Here is a 22,716-nt window from a genome sequence, read left to right on the forward strand (position 1 = left end):
ATAATGAAAATTAAAATGATACGGATACAAAAATTATTCATATATGTATTTCTCTTGGTTATAGCTAATAGCTATAGCCAAGAGTTAAACTTGCCTGTATTAACACAATATTTGGCAGAAAATAATTTTGTAGTCTCTCCGGCTTATGCAGGAATTGGAGATAACCTAAAGGTCAGAGCTAACGGATTAACACAGTGGGTCGGTATAAAAGATGCCCCACAGAACCAATCTATTTATGCAGATTTTAGAATAGCGGACCGCTCTGGGATAGGAGTATCGTTTTATAATGATAGTAATGGAAATACCATCCAAAAGGGTGCTAAATTCTCGTTTGCGCATCATCTTATTTTAGATTATTATGCTAAAATGTATTTATCGTTTGGTATTTCTTATAACCTAAATAGTTTTAGAATTAATGTAGAGAACTTTGTAAATAATGGAGACCTAGGCGGTAATATTCCAACAGATGACAGAGCAATTACAAATAATAACTTTGATGTGAGTGCCTTGTATCGATTTAAAGGATTTTTTATGAGCTTTAATGCCAATAATATTTTAGGTAAGGGTGGCAGTTTTGAAGAAACAATTAGAGCTTTGGATGAACCTAACTTACTTTTAAATTTTCAAATTTACTCAGGATATACCTTTAGAGGTCCTAAAAAAAGTGGTTTAGAATACGAGCCGTCTGTTTATTATCAATTGTTTAGTAGTGATGGTAGATCAAGTACAGATGTAAATTTTAAGTTTAGAAAATTTAATAGAAAAGAAGACTATTATTGGGCAGGAATATCATACCGTTTTCTTAACGATCAATTTTTTAAACCTTTAAATATTGGCCCCATGATCGGTTTTAAAAAGTCCATATTCTATATGGGATATGCCTATCAAATAACAACGAATAACTTATCTGGTTTCAACTCAGGAACACATATGATTACTATTGGTTTTGACTTTTTACGTGGTATTAGTAACTGTCCATGTACGCAAAGTCCAGTACATTAATTATTATGCAGAATATGTTGTTTATTTAAATTGCTATTAAGACAACATTAAAAGTAAATTAAAACTATTTACTTTCTCTCACACTATACACTTTTTATCAAATTTCTTAAAGTTTTAAATAGAAATTTATTAGGGTTTTAAATAACCTATACTCACTTTATTCAAAACAAATTTTTCTTTTATTTATAGCTTTCGTTACGATAATAAGTCTGGTAAGAAGACTTCCATAAATTATCTGTTCAGATAAACCAATTTAATCGAAACGATATATATATTCCTTCATTTTGTTTTTTCATAACGGTTTACACATTCGTTATGTGTAATTTTGTAAATAATTAATATATAACCCACCCTCTAGAGCTTTTTGTTGTTAATTTAAAATAGGACTTTCATTAAAAACACAAAATATAAAGAGAAAATAAGATAAAATATGTACTTAAATAAATATAAAAAGCGATTAAAAATTAGTAAAAAGCATATTAAAGTAATTACATTTTTACTTCTAATAACAAGTATAAAAACTAGTTTATTGGCGCAGAATGTAACAGAAAATATAGATTTAAGTGCTGTATTACCAGTAGACCAGAGTATTAAAAAAGGTGTGCTTCCTAATGGTTTAACCTATTATCTAAAAAGTACAGATGTTACTAAAAATGTAGCGAGCTATTATATTATCCAAAATGTAGGCTCTGTTTTAGAAAATGATGACCAACAAGGTTTAGCTCATTTTTTAGAACATATGGCATTTAACGGCACCCAAAACTTTGAAGGGAAGGGTATTTTAAACACGATGCAAAAACAAGGGTTGGTTTTTGGAAAAGATATTAATGCCTATACGTCTTTTGATGAAACAGTATATAATATAAATAACATTCCTACTACACCAGAACTCATTGACACAGGCTTATTGATATTGCATGATTGGTCAAACTATTTATTGCTTACAGATGAAGAGATTGATGCAGAAAGAGGTGTTATTAAAGAAGAATGGCGAACAAGACAGAGTGGGGGCATGCGAATTTTACAAAAAAATATAGGAACTATGTTTAATGATTCAAAGTATGCACAACGCTTACCAATTGGATTAATGAACGTTGTTGAAAATTTTGAATACAAGGCACTACGCGATTTTTACCATGATTGGTACAGAACCGATTTACAAGCTATTGCTATTGTGGGAGATATAGATGTTAACCAGGTTGAAGAAAAAATCAAGACCTTATTCTCAAAAATCCCAGCAGTAAATAATCCTAAAGAACGTTTTATTGTTACTATTCCAGATAATGATACTATGCTATATTCTATGGCTATGGATGAAGAAGTTTCTACATCCGGTATAAGTTTTGGAATAAGACATCCGAAACCTTTAAAAGAAGAGACAGTAGCAAGCTTAAAAGTGTCTTTGTTAAACAATATGGCTATTAGTATGCTATCTGCAAGAATTAATGAACTATCTAAAAAACCAGACGCTACATTTTTGGCTGCACGTATCAATTATGGAAGCCATTCAAGGTCAACAAAGGCCTTTAATGTATCTGTGTATCCAAAACCAAATCAACAACATGCTGCGTTTAAATCAGTTTTAACAGAAGTTAACAGAGCAGTAAAATTTGGCTTTGCTAAAGCAGAGGTAGACAGAACCATTACAGATTTTATAAGTTATTACGAAAATCAGATTAGTAAAAAAGAAGATATGTCTCATGGACGTATTGTTAAATTAATTCAAAATGATTATTTGAATCATATAACCATTACAGATATTGAAAAGGAATTTGAGGTTGTAAAAACAATTTTTAATACGTTAAAACCTAACGAAATTCATGAGGCAATAAAAGAATTATATACCAATAAAAACAGATTTTTAACAGTAACAGGCGTAGAAGGTAATAATAACCTAACAAAAGAAGATGCTTTAGGCATTATTAATAATGTAGAAAATGATATTTCAATAGAAGCCTATACAGATGAATTTGGAGGAAAAACATTAATATCTGGTATAGAAATAAAAGGCGGTACTATTATTTCTGAAGAAGAAAATAAAACATTAAACTCTACAACTTTTACTTTAGATAATGGTATTAAAGTGCATTACAAATATGCCAACAAAAATGCTAATGATGTCAAATTAGAAGCTATTAGTAAAGGAGGTACTTCTTTATTGAAAGATGCCGATTTACCTTCAGCAGATTTATTAGGGAATGTGATTCAATTTTCTGGGTTAGGGGATTATTCTGCTACAGATTTACCAAAAGTACTAGCAGGTAAAACTGCGAATACCTCTATTAGTGTTTCAGGTCTATCAGAAAAAATTTCAGGGTCGTCTGTAACAAAAGATACAGAAGCGATGTTACAAATGGTATACCTTCGTTTTGTGAAACCTCGTTTTGATGAGGATGGATACAATGTAATTATGCAAAATGTAGAAAACTACAAAATAAGAAGAAAGGAAAACATTGCCGAGAAAATGAAGGATAGCATGACGGTTACTTTGTATGGGGCTAATAATCCTAAACGTCGCATATTTAACGATAATTTTATAAAAGATATCTCTTTTGATAAAATAAAAACTATTTATAACGATCGATTTGGCAATGCGGCAGATTTCGAATTTTTTATAGTAGGTGATATTCAAAAAGATGCTTTAAAGCCTTTATTAGAAAAATATATAGCAGGTATACCTACCAATAATATAAAAGAAGTTTGGAAAGATAATTCTACAGCATGGTTAAGTGAAAAGATAGATAAAGACATTTATCTAAAAATGGAAGATCCAAAAAGTTCGGTAAGAATATCATATAAAAATGATTATAAATATAGCCTAAAAAATGCATTGATAGCTCGTACATTAGGAGATATGTTACAGTTAAGATATACAGAAACTTTAAGAGAAGAAGAAGGAGGGACTTATGGAGCGAGTGCTAGAGCTAGTTTGTCTAAAAGGCCATTACAGAAAGGCTCCATTTCTGTAAATTTTGATTGTAATCCAGAAAAAGTAGAAACGTTAATAGCCATTGTACATGAGGAAATAAAAGAAATAGCAGAAGGGCGTGTTATTCAAGTAGATTTAGATAAAACATTAACAAATTATTTAAAGGAAAGAAAACAGCAAAAAGACTACAATAGTTATGATATGAGTTTGTTAAAACGTTTTTATCGTGAAGATTATAATATGAACGATTCTAAGAATTTTGAAGATATTATTAATAACATAACGATTAAAGACATTCAGAATTTTGCTAAAAACTTTTTAAAAGATTCAAAATCATACGAAATTGTATTCAAACCAGAAATTTAGAGTGATTTTTAATAGTTAAATAAAATATAAAATTAAAATATAGAAAAATCTTTCTTGATACTTTTGTTTTTGTGTTAATTATATTCGAGTTAGTCATTTGAAATATAATATTTAAAAGAAAGATAACAAAAAGGGGCGTTTTTATAAAATAGCCCTTTTTTAAAATACGTTAAAAAATATTATGAAAAAACTTGTCCTACTTTTAGCCTTATTTTCTTTAAACATGGGGAATTCTCAAATTTTTGAGCCCGTAAAATGGATCACTTCGGTAGAGAAAATATCTAATAACAAATATAAATTAATCTCCAAAGCAAGTATAGAGTCTGGTTGGCATTTGTATTCTCAAGATGTTCCTGAAGACGGTCCTGTTCCAACAACATTTACATACGATGATAAAAATGGAACTTTTAAAATAATAGGTAAAACCTTAGAAGAAGAAGGGCATACTATAGATGATCCTATTTTCGGGATGAAAATAAAATTTTTTGAAGACCAAGCAGTTTTCGAGCAAATAGTAGAGGTATTAGCCGATGAAAGAACAGTTAATGCTACGGTTGAATTTATGGTATGTGATGATACCAAGTGTTTGCCTCCTACAGAGGTAGATTTGGTGTTTAATTTACCATCTAAATCATTAAGTGTACCTGTTAAAACGGAAAAAAATGAGCCCGCTAAAACTAAAAATGCATCTACTAGTACAAATGCACAAGGGATATTAGATCCAGTAAAATGGGATTTTCAGACTAAAAAGATTGGAGATAAAGAATACGAGTTAATATTTGTTGCTAATATTGATGAAAATTGGGCATTATATTCTCAGTTTATTGAAGGAGAAGGACCTATACCGACTACATTTACTTTTCAAGAGAATAATGATTATATTTTAGAGGGAGATGTCATAGAAAGTGATAAAAATAAGGTCACTAAAAAAGAACCATTATTTGATAATATTAAAGTAGGAAAGTTTTATAATCAAGCAGTTTTTACCCAAAAAGTAAAAATCGATAATATTAATACTGTTATAAAAGGTAACCTTCAATATATGGCTTGTGATGATAGCAAATGTATATTCCCGCCAGAAGAGCCTTTTCTATTTAATTTTACTAAATTAGAAATAGATGTTTCAACGAATAAAGGTTTTGAAAACAATAATTCTTCGGTGAACAATTTATTATATGGAATGTCTACTGAAGATTTAAAGAGGTCTGAAATAGAATGTGATAATGAAGCTGTTAATAACGCTTCTGAAGTAAAAAATAGTAGTAATTCGCTGTGGCGTATTTTTGGATTAGGTTTTTTAGGAGGTTTATTGGCATTATTAACCCCATGTGTATTTCCAATGATTCCACTCACAGTTAGTTTTTTTACTAAAAAAGGAGGAGAAAGCAAAGGAGCTGGTATTTCGAAAGCATTACTTTATGGGTTTTTTATATTTGCAGTATATATTTTACTAAGTGTTCCATTTCATTTATTAGATTCAGTAAACCCTGACATTTTAAATGAAATTTCTACCAACATTTGGCTTAATGTTATCTTTTTTGTGATTTTCTTATTTTTTGCTTTTTCGTTTTTTGGATATTATGAATTAACATTACCATCTAATTGGACAAATAAAACGACCCAAGGCGAAAACGTAGGAGGTTTAGTGGGAATCTTTTTTATGGCACTAACGTTAGCTTTGGTATCATTTTCATGTACAGGTCCTATATTAGGTTCTTTACTAGCTGGTTCGTTAACTGCTGATGGAGGTGCATGGCAACTTACTGCCGGTATGGCCGGCTTTGGAGTATCTTTAGGTTTACCTTTTGCATTATTTGCAATGTTTCCAAATATGATGAATGCTTTACCAAAATCGGGAGGCTGGTTAAATACAACAAAAGTTATTTTAGGCTTTTTAGAATTAGCGTTAGCTTTTAAGTTTTTATCGAATGCAGATCTAGTAGCTCATTGGGGAATTTTAAAAATAGAACCATTTTTAATTATATGGATAATTGTTTTTGGAGGTTTATCGCTTTACTTATTTGGTAAAATAAAATTCCCTCATGATTCTCCAATTAAAAAGTTGTCTTTTTCAAGAATATCAGGAGGAATATTAGTTGCAGCCTTTACAATTTATTTAGTGTCTGGATTCAGAGTAAACAAAGATACTAAGACTTTTACTCCATTAACCCTATTAAGTGGTTTAGCGCCTCCTGTAGGTTATAGTTTTTTATATCCAAATGATTGCCCTAACAACTTAAACTGTTTTAAGGATTTAAAAGAAGGATTAGCTTATGCGAAGAAAGTTAATAAACCTATAATGATTGATTTTACAGGTTTGGCTTGTGTTAATTGTAGAAAAATGGAAGAACATGTATGGCCATTAAAAAAGATCGATAATTATCTTCGAAATGATTACGTCCTTATCTCGCTTTATGTTGATGATAAAAAAGAATTACCAGAAGCAGAGCAAGTTGAAGTTACAAGAATAAATGGAGGGACTAGAACTCTTAAAAATTATGGACATAAATGGGCGCATTTTCAAACTCAATTTTTTCAAACAAATTCTCAGCCATATTATGTTCTACTTAGCCCAAATGGGAAGCAAATTTTAAATCAGCCTGTTGGTTATACTCCAGATGAAAATGAGTATGCAAAATTTCTTGAATGTGGTTTAAAGAAAGAATAATGATTAAGACTATAAAAAATAAGTTAACACCTAAAACTAACGATTCCACTCTAGAAGATTATTTCAAGTCTTTTAGAAATAATATAGTTGGTAACAACGAATCTTTTGAGTCTCCTTACGGTAAGCAGAAAATTATTTATGCCGATTGGACAGCTAGTGGGAGGTTATATAGACCGATAGAAGAAAAGTTACTCAATGAGATTGGTCCTTTTGTCGCCAATACACATACAGAAACCTCTATAACAGGATCTGCGATGACTCTAGCATATCATAATGCCAGAAATATTATAAAAAAGCATGTAAATGCATCAGAAGAGGACGTACTCATTACGGTTGGAACTGGAATGACAGGTGCGATCAATAAGTTTCAACGTATTTTAGGTTTAAAATTAAACGAAAATTTAAAAGATCACACTCAAGTTCCCGAAGCCTTAAAACCAATCATTTTTGTATCACACATGGAGCATCACTCTAATCAAACATCTTGGTTAGAAACCATTGCTAGGGTTGAAGTTATACCTTCAAACGAAGTAGGTTTGCCATGCGTAAAAAATTTAAAAAAGCTCATTGCAAAGTATCAAGATTGCCCGATAAAAATAGCCGCTATTACTGGATGTTCTAACGTAACAGGTATTAGAACCAATTATCATGAAGTCGCCAAAATTATGCATCAGAACAATGGATTATGTTTTGTGGACTTTGCATGTTCTGCACCTTATATAGATATAGATATGCACCCAAAGGACGAAGAAACGTACTTAGATGCTATTACGTTTTCTCCTCACAAATTCTTAGGAGGACCGGGAGCTTCTGGTGTGCTGATTTTTAATAAAAAATTATATAAAAATCTGGTTCCAGATAATCCGGGAGGAGGCACCGTTTCTTATACGAACCCTTGGGGAGATCATGATTATATAGATGATATAGAAACTAGAGAAGATGGCGGAACGCCTGGCTTTTTACAAGCTATAAAAATAGCACTATCCATTGAGCTTAAAGAGAAAATGGGTGTGATAAATATTTTGGATAGAGAACACGAGTTAAATGCCATTATTTTTGACAAGCTGAGAGCTATAGAAAACCTTACCATACTAGCACCAGAGCATACAGATAGGTTAGGTGTATTTTCTTTTTATATTGAAGATGTTCATTATAATTTAATTGTTAAGTTGTTAAATGATCGCTTCGGAGTGCAAACCCGAGGAGGCTGTTCTTGTGCTGGAACTTATGGACATTATTTACTAAATGTTGATGAATCTACCTCTAAATCAATAGAACAAAAAATATTAGAAGGTTGTTTAATTGAGCGACCAGGATGGGTAAGAATGTCTATACATCCTACCATGACCAATGAGGACATTCATTTTATCTGTGATGCTATAAAAAAAGTTGCTGAGAATTATGAAAGTTGGGGAAAAGATTATGAATACAATGCCATTAAAAATGAATTTATTCATAAAGGAAACTACAATATTGAAAAAGAAATAACAGAAGACTGGTTTAAGTTATAATCCATTTTCGATGTCATTTTAACATAGAAACTCATACTAATTTTAATGCACTTTGCATAGCTTGATAATTACTACTTTGTCATTCTGCGCTACGACGCAGAATCCATATAGATAATGAGAGGGAACTATCATCAATACTATGTATATATTCTATCTAATAAGAAAAACGGAACATTATATATTGGAGTAACTAATGATTTAGAACGAAGGATTTTTGAACATAAACGAAAAATGATTTCAGGTTTTACATCAAAATATGACCTAAATAAATTAATGTATTTTGAACAATTTCAATATGTAAATGATGCTATTAAAAGAGAAAAGCAATTAAAGAATTGGAACAGACAATGGAAAATAGATTTAATTGAAAAAACTAATCAAAATTGGATAGATTTGTCAATAGATTGGAAATATTAATGGATTCTGCGTCGTAGCGCAGAATGACAACATTGCATATATTGAATACACATTTTGAACATAGGCATTTTTAAATGGAACTCACGCTATTTAAAAAACCAAGAACAGCCCTTTACACCAAAGTTTACTGCTCAAGAATTTCCACTTCAAATAATTTATCCCAATGCTTGCCAGTTACAAAAATGGTATTGGTTTTTGGGTTGTAAGCAATGCCATTAAGCACATCTAATGTTTCATGCTGGGTGACAAGCTTTTTAAGAGGAGAAAAATCAATAACACCTATAACAGCACCATTTTTAGGGTTAATAATAGCGACACCGTCTTTCGTCCAACGGTTTGCATATATTTTACCATCTACCCATTCCATTTCATTGATACCTACAATTTTTCCTTTATTGGTAAATACTTGAATAAACGATTCTTCAACTAAAGTTTCTGAGTTTAAGAGCCATATTTTTTCGGTACCATCACTTTTATAAATGTTATTTTCGTTGTTGCATAGTCCCCAGCCTTCTTTACTGTTTCCATACTTGAAACTACTTATTTTATCAAACGAACTCACATCATAAACAAAACCGATATCTTCTCTCCATGTTAGTTGATATATCTTATCATTTAAGATAGTTAATCCCTCTCCAAAATATTCGTCTGCCAAGTCAATGTTTTTTATAATTTTCCCAGTTTTATAGTCAATTTTTCTAAGTTTAGATTTTTTATATTGACCAGAACTTTCATATAGCGTATCATTGAAAAACTCAATCCCCTGAGTATATGAAGTGATATCATGCGGGTATTCATTTATTATTTTATAACTATAAACTTTTGGAGGTGCATCATTTAATATGGTAACAGTTGTACTAACTGTTTCTTTTTCATCATTATTAAAGTATACAGTAGCTTTTATAGTTTGTTTTCCTAATTTAAAATTAGTTAGTTGGATAGTATCATCAACCTTAATAGCATCTAAAGTATAAGATACAGAATCTATAGTATGTTTTTTTTTGTTTTCTAATGATAGAGATAAGGTCGTGTTTTTAGAAATATTTCCTTTATTGGCGTTTGTTTTGATAGAAAATATGCTTTTATTTTTACCAGAATTAGGGCCACAAGAAATAATTGAGGCACCTAAAAACATGATTAATAGATATTTGAATATGCGCATAGTTAGTTTTTAATTTGAAGCAAGATATTTATTTAAAATCAGTTTAAAAAATCATTGTGAAAATTTTAAAAGATTGTATCTTTGCACCCGGCAAGTCCTACACAACCAGCTCCTGTTGAATCCTCCAGGTCGGGAACGAAGCAAAGGTAAATGGTCGTAGCGGTGTGATGTAGGTAGCTTGCCTTTTTTTGTACAATAAACTTAAATCTTGAAAGCTTTAGCAAATCAAGATTTTTTTAGTTTAATGTATTCCTATGTAGATGGGAATCTTTTAATTTTAATTGTATTTTTGATACTTCAATTATTTTAATACTATATGTCTAAAGTCGTTTTAATTACTGGTGGTTCCTCAGGAATCGGAAAATCTATTGGAGAATATTTAATACAAAAAGATTTTAAAGTTTATGGGACTAGTAGAAATCCAGATAGATATAAAGATAGCAAGTTTCCTATTTTAGCTTTAGATGTTAAAGAGAATAATACCATTTTAACAACAGTTCGTACTATTATAGAAAATGAGGGCAGATTAGATGTCGTTATAAATAATGCAGGAGCTGGTATTACCGGACCTATTGAAGAAATACCAGAGGTAGAAATTAAAAACAATTTTGAAACTAATTTTTTCGGACCTATTAATGTTATAAAAGCAGTATTACCACAAATGCGTGTACAGCAGTCCGGATTAATTATAAATATAACCTCTATTGCAGGTTATATGGGGTTGCCATATCGAGGTGTTTACAGTGCTAGCAAAGGCGCTTTAGAACTTTTAACCGAAGCTTTTAGAATGGAACTTAAAGGTTTTAATATTAAAATGACCAATGTAGCACCAGGCGATTTTGCTACAAATATAGCTGCGGGCCGTTATCATGCACCACTTCTTGAAAACTCTCCTTATAAGAAAACGTATGGAGATACTTTAAATTTAATGGATGCTCATGTAGATAATGGAAGTAACCCAAACTTAATGGCATTGGCAGTTTATAAAATTATAAATACACAAAATCCCAAAGTACATTATAAAGTTGGGGAGTTTATGCAGAAATTTTCAATTGTTTTAAAACGAATATTACCAGATAAAGTTTACGAAAAACTATTGATGAACCATTATAAGTTATAAGCTTATTTGACCATATAAACTGTTTTAGGTTACCACTTATTTGTTTATTAAACCTAAAAGCTGTTGCTCGAATTTTTTAGAAAAAATGTTAGTCTGGTTATTTACTATTTTTTTATTTCTGTCTACTATAATTGCTTTAGTTATAGGATGAATAGCCAGAGTCTCAATAGCTTCTTTCGGGTTTTTAAACACATAGCCATTTTCATAAGGAAACCTGTTTGTTTTTAATGATTTTTTTGATTTTTCTAATCCATAATCATCAATATTAACAGTTATAAACACAATTTCAGGGTATTTTGCTTTTAAGGTTTTTATCTCTTTATGGGCATCTCTAAAGTGTTCGTGGTATTTATGAGACCAGAAAATTATAACAGATGGTGCCTTTATTATTGAATTCATTTCAAATTCAACATTGTTATAATTAATAAGTTTAATAGAAGGCATATTTGCCCCTTCTTTTAAATTATTTATTGAGTTCGCGAAACGGGTTATTTTCTTTTTGCCTTTTTCATTTTCGCTTTTGCTTAAATAATATTTTAGAATAACATTGTTATTTTCTGCGTTTTTGCTTTTAGATATGTAATTTATTGCAAATTCATAAAGCAAATTATCTTTAACAGAAGTATTTGTTACCAAACTATCAATAAGCTTTAATCTATCTAAATTATAGCATAATGAATACCTGTTAAAATGTGGGCTGTCAGAATGAGTACAGTGCTTTGTTAAAGACATATTACTAAAACTGTACCTTAAAAGTTTATTATATTTATAATAGCTGCTAGAAAGGTTATTATTATAATCTATATTTTTTCTATAACTGTAAAAATCTTCTGGAAGTGATTCTATAATAATTCTTTTATTCTTCTCATGATGTACAAATGGGTATACTTCTTTACTAGAAAAATAACTATAATCTATATTGGCTTTCGCAATTCTATTAAAAGTAGCAGATGTCTCATTTTTTCTCTTAAAAGCCTCAAATCTTTTAACTTTAGTATTCTTTAAAGAATCTATACAATTTTGATAAAGTGTCGAAGTTAATTGACAAAGCTTAAAAATATATTTTTCTTCGTGTTCGTTTTCTAAAAACTCATTTATTAAGTAATTATTTTTTTTAGCACCTTTGCCAGTAAAAACTAGAGATTCATCAAAATCTAAAGTATTTATTCTAAGAAGAATACTGTCTTGAGGTTCTAATAATATCATTTGATGTTTATACCCATGCTTAAATGAATACAGACCTGTTTTTAAATCATTAACTTTATATAAAAATCTGTGTCTGCTATCAAGTTCAATAGTATCGACAGTTGTTTCAGATTTAAATAACACGACATAATTTGCAGTTGGATTAATAATTTCCCCTCCAATATAAGCGTAATTAATTTCCACGTCACTTTTGCTCTTTTTACAGCCTAAAAGTGTTAATAGAACCAATAATATTGAAACATATAACTTCATAAATCCCCCTGATTGTATTTATATTAAAACACAGATTATTATACAAAAATATGTGTTGTATTCATAAAGTGCTGTTAATGCGTTGTTAAATATTATTATAACAGGAAATAACGAAGTTTTTTTTACTTAAAAGGGTATGGCTAAGTTTCTTTGTACCATTTGAATTATTTACTTTTGCAAAAGTTATACAATTGTAGGGTATGTCAAGGAGTAACCTTTACAAATTTGTAAGTCGATGTATACATACTTAATGAATAAAATATCTGAATAAATTAAAATAGCCTTTATGTTATCAGTATCAAATCTTTCAGTTCAATTTGGAAAACGTATTCTTTTTGATGAAGTAAACACAACCTTTAATAATGGTAATTGTTACGGAATTATTGGAGCCAATGGTTCTGGAAAATCAACATTTTTAAAGATTCTTTCGGGTAAGCAAGAGCCAACATCTGGTCATGTTTCTTTAGAATCGGGAAAACGTATGTCTGTACTAGAACAAAATCATAATCTATATGATGACCATACTGTTTTAGAAACTGTTTTAATGGGGAATAAACCTTTGTTTAAGATTAAATCTGAAATAGATGCACTTTATGCAGATTATTCAGATGAAAATGCAGAAAAAATAGGGGAGCTTCAAGTACAGTTTGAAGAAATGAATGGATGGAATGCCGATAGCGATGCAGCTGCTATGTTATCTAATTTGGGTATTAAGGAAGAGTTTCATTATACCTTAATGAGCGATTTGGACGGAAAACAAAAGGTACGTGTCTTATTAGCACAAGCATTATTTGGTAATCCGGATGTCTTAATTATGGATGAGCCAACCAATGATTTGGATTATGAAACCATTTCATGGCTTGAAAACTTTCTGGCAAACTACGATAATTGTGTTATAGTAGTGTCGCATGACCGTCACTTTTTAGATGCTGTATGTACCCATATTTCTGATATTGATTTTGGAAAAATAAATCACTTTTCTGGAAACTATACCTTTTGGTACGAATCCTCTCAATTAGCAGCTCGTCAACGTGCACAACAAAATAAAAAGGCAGAAGAGAAAAAGAAAGAATTAGAAGAATTTATTAGACGGTTTTCTGCCAACGTAGCAAAAAGTAAACAAGCTACTAGTAGAAAAAAGATGATTGATAAGTTAAATATTAACGATATAAGGCCAACGTCTCGTAGATATCCGGCTATTATTTTTGAACGTGATAGAGAAGCTGGAGATCAAATTTTAAATGTAGAAGGTTTAGCGGCTATGGCTGATGGAGAAACCTTATTTAAGAATATCGATTTAAATCTAGCAAAAGGAGATAAAGTGGTTGTGTTTTCAAGAGATTCCAGAGCAACTACGGCGTTTTATCAAATAATAAACAATAAAGAAAAGGCTGATGCTGGTAAATTTGCTTGGGGAGTAACAACAACACAGTCGTATTTACCATTAGATAACAGTGAGTTTTTTAATAATGAATTAAACTTGATTGACTGGTTACGTCAATGGGCACAAACAGAAGAAGAAAGAGAAGAGGTTAACATTCGTGGTTTCTTAGGAAAAATGATTTTTAGTGGAGAGGAAGCATTTAAAAAATCTTCAGTATTATCAGGAGGTGAGAAAGTGCGCTGTATGTTATCCAGAATGATGATGACAAGAGCCAATGTACTTCAATTAGACGAACCTACAAACCACTTAGATTTAGAGAGTATTACAGCTTTTAATAATTCGTTAAAGAACTTTAAAGGTACCGTTTTATTCACCACACATGACCACGAGTTTGCACAAACGGTTGCTAATAGAGTGGTAGAACTCACACCAAACGGAGTTATAGACAGATATACAACGTTTGATGAATATATGCAAGATGCTAAAATTAAAGAATTGCGTAATAAAATGTATGCTGTTACGGTTTAATAATTAAACGTTTATAACTTGTACATAGGTTTATCCCTAATATTGAGCTTAGTTTTTTTTATCTTAGGAATTATTCATTTAAATTTGGTTGTAGGAGGAACATTCGGATTTGCAGAATCGTTACCTACTAAAGAAACAGGAGAACGTGTTTTGAATCCAAAAAAGATAGATAGTGCTATAGTTGGGTTAGGACTTATGTTTTTTTCCTTCTTTTATTTAGTAAAAGCTGATTTTATAAATTTTAACTTTCCCGATTGGGTTTTGAAATATGGAAGTTGGGTAATACCTGCCATATTTATTTTAAGAGCTGTTGGTGAATTTAAATATATTGGCTTTTTTAAAAAAATAAAGCATACAACTTTTGGAACGTTAGATACAAAAATCTACTCACCCTTATGTTTTTTTATTAGTATTACTGGAATTTTAATACAAATATTAAGAGGGTAAAAAAACATAACTTTATTTTTTAATCCTGTAAATCGGAAGTCATTTTTTCGACAATGATAACCGCTTTGTCAAGTTCGTCTTTATTAACGAAAACCTCTTGAAAACCAGGTATTATGCCGCCGCCAAAACCAGCTAATCGTGCAGATTCGGTAGCATCTTTAACAATAGGATTAATGTTAATAATTTCTAACTCATTAACTATACGTTGTACAATTATTAGGTTTCCTGTAAATACTTTTATATAATTTGAATCTGCCATCGATGAAAGGATATAGGTGTTTATTAAAGATACAAAATTATTTCATCATATAAAAATGAAATACAGTTAACTTATTGATAATAATTATTTTAAATGTTATTCTTTTAAGGTTTGTAGCTCTTTTTAAATAGGTAAATACGTTTAAAAAACGTTTTAATTTTCCTCGTTTTTATGTAAAATAAATAATATTAGACAAACGAATGCACTTTGACGTATTTATTATCCGTTAGTTGTTCTGTTTTTTTTTTTTTTTTATAATTGTTCACCCTTTATTAACCCTAAATAAAATTATAATGAAAAAACCTACTCTAACCTTTATTTTGTATTGTTTTATTTCAATGACTTATGCCCAAGTTGGTATTGGAACTACAGAGCCAGACGGCTCTTCAATTATGGATGTAGAAAGTACAGATAAGGGTCTACTAATTCCACGACTTACCAATGAACAGAAAAATGATATTGTTAACCCAGCAACTGGACTCATGGTATATGATTTAACCAATAAGTGTACATCTGTAAATATTGGTCTCCCTTATGCACCTAATTGGGAGTGTTTAAATAAGACGGACAATTCAACAATACCTACAGTTATTGTTTCTAGTACCTCTTTGGCGATTAATGCAACAAATGATGAACAATGGCTTGATGTACCAGGCTTAAGTTCTACGTTTACACTTTTAGAAGATGAAACCATTAAAATAGATTGGACTTTATTTTCGGGTCAAATCAATGCAACAAATACTGTAGGTGGAGCTCAAATGTTTACTGTTTTAGAAATTAATGGGGTTAATGATGCAAATTCATCTAATTATTTACTAATGACTCATAGTCCTGGAGTTAATCAGGATTCGTATTTTTATTTAATGAATAATTCTACATTTTCGCATGCTGTTAGCCTTAACGCAGGAACTTATACCGTAAAGGTAAAAGTTTATGTAGGCTCTTTTTTGGGTTCTACTACAGGAGTATCAATAGGCTTTCGTACTACTGGCTGGGGAGGTGGAGATAATATGACTAATAATGAAAAAAGAAATGCCGCATCAAACAAACTACTAATTACCTTTTTATAAAGTGACTATAAAATAAGAAAGCAACCAGATAAAGTAAATTATAACTTTTTTGGTTGCTTTAACTTCCAATTTCCCATAGGAAAAACTTAGTGAGTAACTTGTTTTAGAGTTCAAGAATTATAGGTAATGGTTGAAAATTACTTTTTATAGCCCCATTAATAATTATGGAAAGCAAGAACAGTTAAAATGTACCTGCAACACCAATAGTATTTCCCGAAAAACAGAGTTTCCAGGAAATATGTTTCTTTTCTTTTAAAGAGTTGTTATAAGCGTTTGTATTAAACAGGAACTTGTCTATAGAATCAACAACAACAATACTTAAAGCGGCTCCTAAAGCAACATCTGTAAGCCAATGAGCTCCTGCAAATAATCTTGAAATTGGAGCTACAGAGCCTAATGTATATACTGTAACTTTAGACCATACATTGTCAAATTGTTTAGCAATGGCATGGGCCATAGTCATAGACAAAACGGTATGTCCTGATGGGAATGAATGAAATTCAGGTTCATTTGACCAAAATCTAAATTCTGTACTTTTATAACCATTCCCTGGGCGAGCTCTACCAAAAGCAGTTTTGCTTACACTTTGAATTAGCCCTGTTGTAAATGAAGATGAAATAATTAATACACTGGTCTTTCTAATCTTTTCATTTTTAGTTAATAAACCGAAACCATATAGCCCTGCATTAGCAATAAAATAAACCTGTGGGCTTCCAAATCGTGTACCAGCTTCTTGAAATATGTTTGGTACATCTGGTTCTTGACGAATAAAAAAAGCACTACTCTCATCATCTATAGTAGAAAGTGCAAGAGCTCCCAATGCAATAGTTCCTAAAGTTGTAAAATCCTTTTTTTTCCAATGAAAAGGCCTCGAAAAAGCATGTTTAACACTTAAAAAAGCATGTTTTGCATCATAGACAGCTAATTGCCCTATTGAAGCAGTATCTTTTGTTTTTTCTAGAGATATGTCCTGTGCGCTTAATTTAAAAGAAACTAGGAATATAACTATTAGAAAAAAGAATTTTAATCCAGTTTTATTATCGCAGTTCTGCACCAAGTTGTTTCTCGAAATTAGTTTGTAACTTATTCATTATTTTGTCTATTTGCTTGTCGGTAAGGGTTTTGTTTTCGTCTAATAAAGTAAAACTAACAGCGTAACTCTTTTTGCCTTTTGGCAGGTTTTTACCTTGATACACATCAAAGAGGTTAATATTTTTTAGTAATTGTTTTTCACTTTGTTTTGCTATTTTATAAATAGATTCAAAAGAGACTTTTTCGTCTAGCAATAACGCAAAATCACGTCGTACTTCTGGATATTTGGGAATCGCTTTAAATTTAATTCTGTTATGTTTAACTAAATCCAAAATGGCATCCCAATTAAAATTTGCAAATAGGACTTCTTGAGAAATATCAAAATGTTTTAGTATTGGTTTTTTGATTAATCCAAAGTCAACCAGTTTCGTTTTCCCTAAGCTCAATTCCAAGCCTTCACTAAAAAAATCGTTGTTTACAGGGCTTTCGTTAAATCTTGAAATACCCAAGCGTTGAAGCACAGCAATAATATATCCTTTAACAAAAAAGAAGTCGCTTTTTTTGTTTGTATTATGCCAATTTTCTGGTGTTTTGTTTCCAGTTACAAAAAGCGATAAATGTTTAAATTCTTCTCTTTTATCACCAAAACCATGATATGTTTTACCATATTCAAACAGTTTTAAATCGGCGCGTTTTCTATTAATGTTAAATGATATAGCTTCTAAACCAGAAAACAATAAAGACTGTCTTAAAACAGATAAATCGTTACTTAAAGCATTTAATATACTAATATTATGTTCGTCCTTTAATTGTTCACTTAGCGTAGTGTAATCTGGAGTTGTTAATGAATTAGAAAGAATTTCATAAAACCCTTGCGAGGCTAATTGATTGCCTATAATATTTTGTAGTTTATAATCTTCAAACCTTGATGTAGAGGAAATGGAGGCATTTAATTTTTTAGTAGTTTTAATATTGTTGTATCCGTATACACGCAATATTTCTTCAATAATATCTGCTTCTCGTTGTACATCATTTCTATAAGCAGGTACTGTTAAACCTAACCCTGTTTCTGTAACGTTATTTACTTTGATATCTAATGATGCTAAAATACGTTTGATAACCTCTTTAGGAATCTCTTCGCCAATTAGTTTTTTAGCATTATCAAAACTTAATCGAACCTCAAAATCTTTGATTTTTTTTGGATAAAGATCAATTAAATCACTAGTAATTTCACCACCTGCTATTTCCTGAATCAATAGGACAGCACGTTTTAATGCGTATTCTGTAATATTTGGATCGATACCACGTTCAAATCTAAAAGAGGCATCGGTGTTTAATCCATGTCTTTTAGCCGATTTACGAATACTAACCGGATTAAAATAAGCACTTTCTAGAAAGATGCTGGTTGTTGTTTCTGTAACCCCGGAATGAATACCTCCAAAAACACCTGCTATACACATAGGTTTTTCGGCATCACAAATCATTAAATCATCTTCATGTAATTCACGTTCTATACCATCAAGAGTAGTGAATTTTGTTCCTGTAGCCAGTGTTTTTACTTCAATTTTGTTGCCCGAAACCTTTACAGCATCAAAGGCATGTAAAGGTTGGCCTAAATCGTGCAATACATAGTTTGTTGCATCAACAATATTATTTATTGGACTTAAACCTATAGCTTTTAGGCGGTTTTGTAACCAAGCGGGAGATTCTTTAACTTTTAAACCGGATATGGTAACACCACAATAACGGGGTGCTAAATCTTTGTTCTTTACATCAATATCGATTTTCAAGGTGCGATTATCTACCTGAAATGCACTTACCGATGGTGTTATAAGTTCTAAATTAATATCTTTTTGTACCAGTCCGGCTTTTAAATCGCGGGCTGTTCCAAGATGACTCATTGCGTCTGCTCTATTAGGGGTAAGCCCAATTTCGAATACATGATCGTTTTCTATGTCAAAAATATCGGCAGCAAGTGTTCCGACTTTAGTGCCAGCATCTAACACCATGATACCATCATGAGATTTCCCTAATCCTAATTCATCCTCGGCACAAATCATTCCATGGCTTTCTTCACCACGTATTTTACCTTTCTTTATAGTCCAAGATTCACCTTCTTCAGTATATAAAGTCGTTCCAATGGTAGCAACCGGTACTTTTTGTCCAACCCCTACATTAGGGGCACCACAAACTATTTGTAAAGGAGAAGAGTCTCCTATATTTACTGTAGTTATTTTTAGCTTATCGGCATTAGGGTGTTTAACACAGGTTAAAACTTCTCCAACTATAACCCCTTCAAGACCTCCTTTAACAGATTGATAGGTTTCAATACCTTCTATCTCAAGCCCTAAATCTGTAAGTAATTCACTAGTCTGTTCTGGTGTCCATTCAGTTTTTAAAAACTGTTTTAACCAATTGTATGAAATCTTCATAAACTATTGCTCTTTTAAGGGTGCAAAGATAAAATATTGAAGTTAGCATTCAAACATTGCTTTGTAATATATAAAGTAAAAAGCTGTTTTTGTTATAAATATAAAAATGGACAATACATAGTTGTAGTTACTTAGAACATACATCATAGATAAAAATTAACTTTAATGTACTATTTTAAAGAAATGATTTTAAGATTTTGTTTAGCGTATTGTTTTAATCAATTGAAAGAAGCTCTAAATTCGGTAGGTGAAATATTTGTTTTTGATTTGAACAATTTACTAAACGACTGTGAATGTTCAAAACCAAATTCATAAGCAATTTCACTAACAGATAAATTAGTAGTTGATAATTTTTCTTTCGCTTTTTCGATAAGTATTTCGTGAATATATTGTTGTGTATTTTGTCCTGTTAAGTTTTTAAGTAAACTACTTAAATAATTAGGAGATACATGTAATGTTTCTGCCACATGTTTAACAGTTGGTAAACCCTTATCAATTAAATTTTCGTCATTAAAATGCTTAGTTAAAATTTCTTCTAGACGACTTAAGATTTTATGATTGCTCTTCTTTCGTGTAATAAATTGTCGTTGATAAAATCTTTCAGAATATTGAAGTAGTAATTCAATTTGAGCAATAATGATGTTTTGACTAAAAGGGTCAATATTGGTTTCTATTTCTTGTCTGATATTTTGAAAAATTCCTTCAATAATAAGCTCTTCTTTTTTAGACATGAAAAGCGCTTCGTTTATTGAATAATTAAAAAAATCATAATGTTTAATTGTTTTTGCAAGCGAAGTGTTCCAAATAAAATCTGGATGTATAAGCAATAACCAACCTGAAGATTTTAAACCTGCTTTAGTATTTGGTTCAATACTCAATAGTTGTCCAGGTGCAATAAAAGACATTAGCCCCTCATTGAAATCATATTTTTGTTGGCCATAGCGTAATGTTCCAACATGGCGTTTTACCCCAATAGAATAAAAATTAAAGTGCCAATATTCACCGATATGTTCTGAAAGTATTTTTGTCAGTCCATAATCAATTAGACTCACTAATGGATGTAGTGGGCTTGAAAGCCCTCTTATTTTATGAAAATCATGTATGGTTTCTATTTTACGAATGTTGTTTTTCATTACTCTTTTTTCATTTATAACATAATACCTCCTGATGCTTCAATGCGTTGCCCATTGATCCAACGAGCTTTATCTGTGCATAAAAAAGCAATAATACCACCTATATCTTCTGGATTGCCTATCCTGTTTAAAGCCGTTAAACTAGAAACTATATTTATTTTTTGTTCGTTATTTTTATTTTCTCCACCTCCAAAATCTGTAGCAATAGCTCCTGGCGCTACAACATTGGCTGTTATTTTTTTATGTCCAAGCTCTTTTGCTAAATAACGAGTAAATATCTCAATAGCTCCTTTTACAGACGCATAGGCAGAAGAATTAGGAAAAGAAAATCTCGAAAGGCCAGATGAAATATTGATAATTCGGCCACCATTATTCAATAAAGGAATTGCCTTTTGTGTAAAAAAATAAACACCTTTAAAATGAATATTGACCATATCATCAAATTGTGCTTCGGTAGTTTCCATAAAAGGTTTATAAATTCCTGTTCCTGCATTGTTTACAAGAAAGTCAAAGTTTGGATTTCCATATTCTTTTGTTAGATACGAGGAAACTTGACTAAAAAACGTATCAAACATTTTAGTATCACCTATGTTTAATTGAATTGCTTTGGCTTTCTGCCCAATTTTTTCAATAGTCTTAACCACGTCATCTGCAGCTAATTGGTTAGAATGATAAGTAAAGATGATATCAATACCTTTTTGTGCTAGATTTATAGCCATATCTCTACCTAATCCACGACTTCCACCTGTTACTAATGCGATTTTATGTTTTTTCATTTTGTAAAAATTTTTATTTCTACAAAGTTTCACAAAAGCTAGATTATGGGTGTAGCCAAATCTAAGAATATGGTAGTTGAATTCAGGGTTTTTATTACTAGCTTAGTTTTTCTTTAAAAAAGTCTATAGTTCTACTCCAAGCTAAATTCGCAGCTTTTTTGTCATAACGAGGTGTTGTGTTATTATGAAACCCATGATTTACACCGGGATAAAAATGTGCTTTATAGTCTATATTATTGGCTTTAAGCACAGCTTCAAAATCTGACCAACCAGCATTAACTCTGGTGTCTAATTCAGCATACTGCAATAGCAGTGGTGCTTTTATTTTGGCAGCATCTTCATCACTAGGTTGTCTACCATAAAAAGGAACTGCAGCTAAAAGTTCGGGAACTCTAACCGCCAGCATATTGGAGATCCAACCACCAAAACAAAACCCGACAATACCAATCTTTCCATTACAGTGTTCATGAGACTTTAAATACTCAAAGGCAGCAATAAAGTCTTCGAGCATCTCATTTCGGTCACGCTTTTTTTGTAAAGCCCTGCCATCATCATCATTTCCCGGGTAACCGCCTAATGGTGTTAAAGCATCTGGAGCCAGTGATATAAACCCATCTAAGGCAGTGCGTCTGCCTACGTCTTCGATATACGGATTTAGACCTCTGTTTTCATGAACCACAATAACACCGGGAAATTTGGTGTTTGTATCGTTGGGTTTAGACAGTAACCCACGAATTGAACCTCCTCCTTTTGGAGACTTGTAGGTAATATAATCCGAATGTAACCTTGGATCATCCTGTTTTACTGTTATGGTATCTTTGTAATTAGGCGACATAAAGCTTAAAAGTGATGCGACTGTAATACCACCTATGGCGTAAGTAGATAATTTTTCTATAAATTGACGTCTTCCAATTTCGTTATGTGCATAGTCATCATATAAATCAAAAACTTCCTGACTTATAGCTTCTTTTTTTAATGGTTCCATGGGTATTTGTTTGAGTGAGCAACTAATTTAGTAAATA

General features: G+C 31.1%; 17 protein-coding genes and 1 other RNA gene. 10 read left to right on the top strand and 8 right to left on the bottom strand.

Features of this window, described 5'->3' with window-relative positions:
- Window positions 1-15: 15 nt before the first annotated feature.
- The 5 genes from Q4Q35_RS04385 (at window position 16) to Q4Q35_RS04405 (ending at window position 8,893) form a co-directional block, all read left to right on the top strand.
- Window positions 16-1,002 (top strand): PorP/SprF family type IX secretion system membrane protein, encoded by a 987-nt coding sequence (locus Q4Q35_RS04385; RefSeq protein WP_303276724.1) that lies wholly within the window; start codon window positions 16-18, stop codon window positions 1,000-1,002.
- 430 nt (window positions 1,003-1,432) lie between these two features.
- Complete coding sequence (locus tag Q4Q35_RS04390) at window positions 1,433-4,297, top strand: M16 family metallopeptidase (RefSeq protein WP_303276725.1); 2,865 nt, start codon at window positions 1,433-1,435, stop codon at window positions 4,295-4,297.
- A 181-nt stretch (window positions 4,298-4,478) separates the two neighbouring features.
- A complete protein-coding gene (locus tag Q4Q35_RS04395) occupies window positions 4,479-6,965 on the top strand; it encodes a protein-disulfide reductase DsbD family protein (RefSeq protein ID WP_303276726.1) in 2,487 nt (828 codons plus the stop codon).
- Window positions 6,965-8,476: an aminotransferase class V-fold PLP-dependent enzyme gene (locus Q4Q35_RS04400; RefSeq protein ID WP_303276727.1), complete on the top strand. Its 1,512-nt coding sequence runs from the start codon at window positions 6,965-6,967 to the stop codon at window positions 8,474-8,476. Before Q4Q35_RS04395 ends, Q4Q35_RS04400 begins: the two co-directional genes overlap by 1 nt.
- A 114-nt stretch (window positions 8,477-8,590) precedes the next feature.
- Window positions 8,591-8,893 carry a GIY-YIG nuclease family protein gene (locus Q4Q35_RS04405; RefSeq protein ID WP_303276728.1) on the top strand — a complete coding sequence of 101 codons (303 nt, stop codon included), beginning with the start codon at window positions 8,591-8,593 and terminating at the stop codon, window positions 8,891-8,893.
- 124 nt (window positions 8,894-9,017) lie between these two features.
- Here the strand turns inward: Q4Q35_RS04405 and Q4Q35_RS04410 are convergent, their stop codons facing one another.
- The gene (locus Q4Q35_RS04410) at window positions 9,018-10,055 is read right to left on the bottom strand and encodes a glutaminyl-peptide cyclotransferase (protein WP_303276729.1); all 1,038 of its coding nucleotides are present in this window, start codon (window positions 10,053-10,055) and stop codon (window positions 9,018-9,020) included.
- A gap of 88 nt (window positions 10,056-10,143) precedes the next feature.
- Between Q4Q35_RS04410 and ffs the strand changes: the two genes are divergently transcribed.
- An RNA gene (ffs, locus tag Q4Q35_RS04415) (signal recognition particle sRNA small type) lies at window positions 10,144-10,242 on the top strand.
- A gap of 129 nt (window positions 10,243-10,371) precedes the next feature.
- Window positions 10,372-11,175, top strand: coding sequence for an SDR family oxidoreductase (locus tag Q4Q35_RS04420; protein WP_303276730.1), 804 nt, complete (start codon window positions 10,372-10,374; stop codon window positions 11,173-11,175).
- A gap of 36 nt (window positions 11,176-11,211) precedes the next feature.
- Here Q4Q35_RS04420 and Q4Q35_RS04425 read toward each other — a convergent pair whose 3' ends face one another.
- Window positions 11,212-12,633: a TlpA family protein disulfide reductase gene (locus tag Q4Q35_RS04425; RefSeq protein ID WP_303276731.1), complete on the bottom strand. Its 1,422-nt coding sequence runs from the start codon at window positions 12,631-12,633 to the stop codon at window positions 11,212-11,214.
- Window positions 12,634-12,919: 286 nt separating this feature from the next.
- Here Q4Q35_RS04425 and Q4Q35_RS04430 point away from each other — a divergent pair, with 286 nt between their 5' ends.
- Window positions 12,920-14,545 (top strand): ABC-F family ATP-binding cassette domain-containing protein, encoded by a 1,626-nt coding sequence (locus Q4Q35_RS04430; protein WP_303276732.1) that lies wholly within the window; start codon window positions 12,920-12,922, stop codon window positions 14,543-14,545.
- A gap of 42 nt (window positions 14,546-14,587) precedes the next feature.
- Window positions 14,588-14,992 (top strand): DUF3995 domain-containing protein, encoded by a 405-nt coding sequence (locus Q4Q35_RS04435; protein WP_303276733.1) that lies wholly within the window; start codon window positions 14,588-14,590, stop codon window positions 14,990-14,992.
- A 19-nt stretch (window positions 14,993-15,011) separates the two neighbouring features.
- Here the strand turns inward: Q4Q35_RS04435 and Q4Q35_RS04440 are convergent, their stop codons facing one another.
- Complete coding sequence (locus tag Q4Q35_RS04440) at window positions 15,012-15,251, bottom strand: putative signal transducing protein (RefSeq protein ID WP_303276734.1); 240 nt, start codon at window positions 15,249-15,251, stop codon at window positions 15,012-15,014.
- A gap of 293 nt (window positions 15,252-15,544) precedes the next feature.
- Between Q4Q35_RS04440 and Q4Q35_RS04445 the strand changes: the two genes are divergently transcribed.
- Entirely contained in the window at window positions 15,545-16,321 is a 777-nt protein-coding gene (locus Q4Q35_RS04445; protein WP_303276735.1) for a phage tail-like protein, read from the top strand.
- A 181-nt stretch (window positions 16,322-16,502) separates the two neighbouring features.
- On the opposite strand, the gene Q4Q35_RS04450 is transcribed toward Q4Q35_RS04445, so the two are convergent.
- The 5 genes from Q4Q35_RS04450 to Q4Q35_RS04470 all read right to left on the bottom strand — a co-directional run bounded on the left by Q4Q35_RS04450 (window position 16,503) and on the right by Q4Q35_RS04470 (window position 22,679).
- The gene (locus Q4Q35_RS04450) at window positions 16,503-17,375 is read right to left on the bottom strand and encodes a phosphatase PAP2 family protein (RefSeq protein WP_303276736.1); all 873 of its coding nucleotides are present in this window, start codon (window positions 17,373-17,375) and stop codon (window positions 16,503-16,505) included.
- On the bottom strand, window positions 17,359-19,785 hold the full coding sequence (gene pheT, locus Q4Q35_RS04455) for a phenylalanine--tRNA ligase subunit beta (protein WP_303276737.1): 2,427 nt from the start codon (window positions 19,783-19,785) through the stop codon (window positions 17,359-17,361). Before pheT ends, Q4Q35_RS04450 begins: the two co-directional genes overlap by 17 nt.
- Before the next feature lie 218 nt (window positions 19,786-20,003).
- Entirely contained in the window at window positions 20,004-20,918 is a 915-nt protein-coding gene (locus Q4Q35_RS04460) for a helix-turn-helix domain-containing protein (RefSeq protein WP_303276738.1), read from the bottom strand.
- A gap of 14 nt (window positions 20,919-20,932) precedes the next feature.
- Window positions 20,933-21,694: an SDR family oxidoreductase gene (locus tag Q4Q35_RS04465; protein ID WP_303276739.1), complete on the bottom strand. Its 762-nt coding sequence runs from the start codon at window positions 21,692-21,694 to the stop codon at window positions 20,933-20,935.
- A gap of 97 nt (window positions 21,695-21,791) precedes the next feature.
- Window positions 21,792-22,679: a dienelactone hydrolase family protein gene (locus tag Q4Q35_RS04470; RefSeq protein WP_303276740.1), complete on the bottom strand. Its 888-nt coding sequence runs from the start codon at window positions 22,677-22,679 to the stop codon at window positions 21,792-21,794.
- Window positions 22,680-22,716 lie beyond the last annotated feature (37 nt).

The sequence above is a fragment of the Flavivirga aquimarina genome, assembly GCF_030540835.1.
Lineage (GTDB): Bacteria > Bacteroidota > Bacteroidia > Flavobacteriales > Flavobacteriaceae > Flavivirga > Flavivirga aquimarina.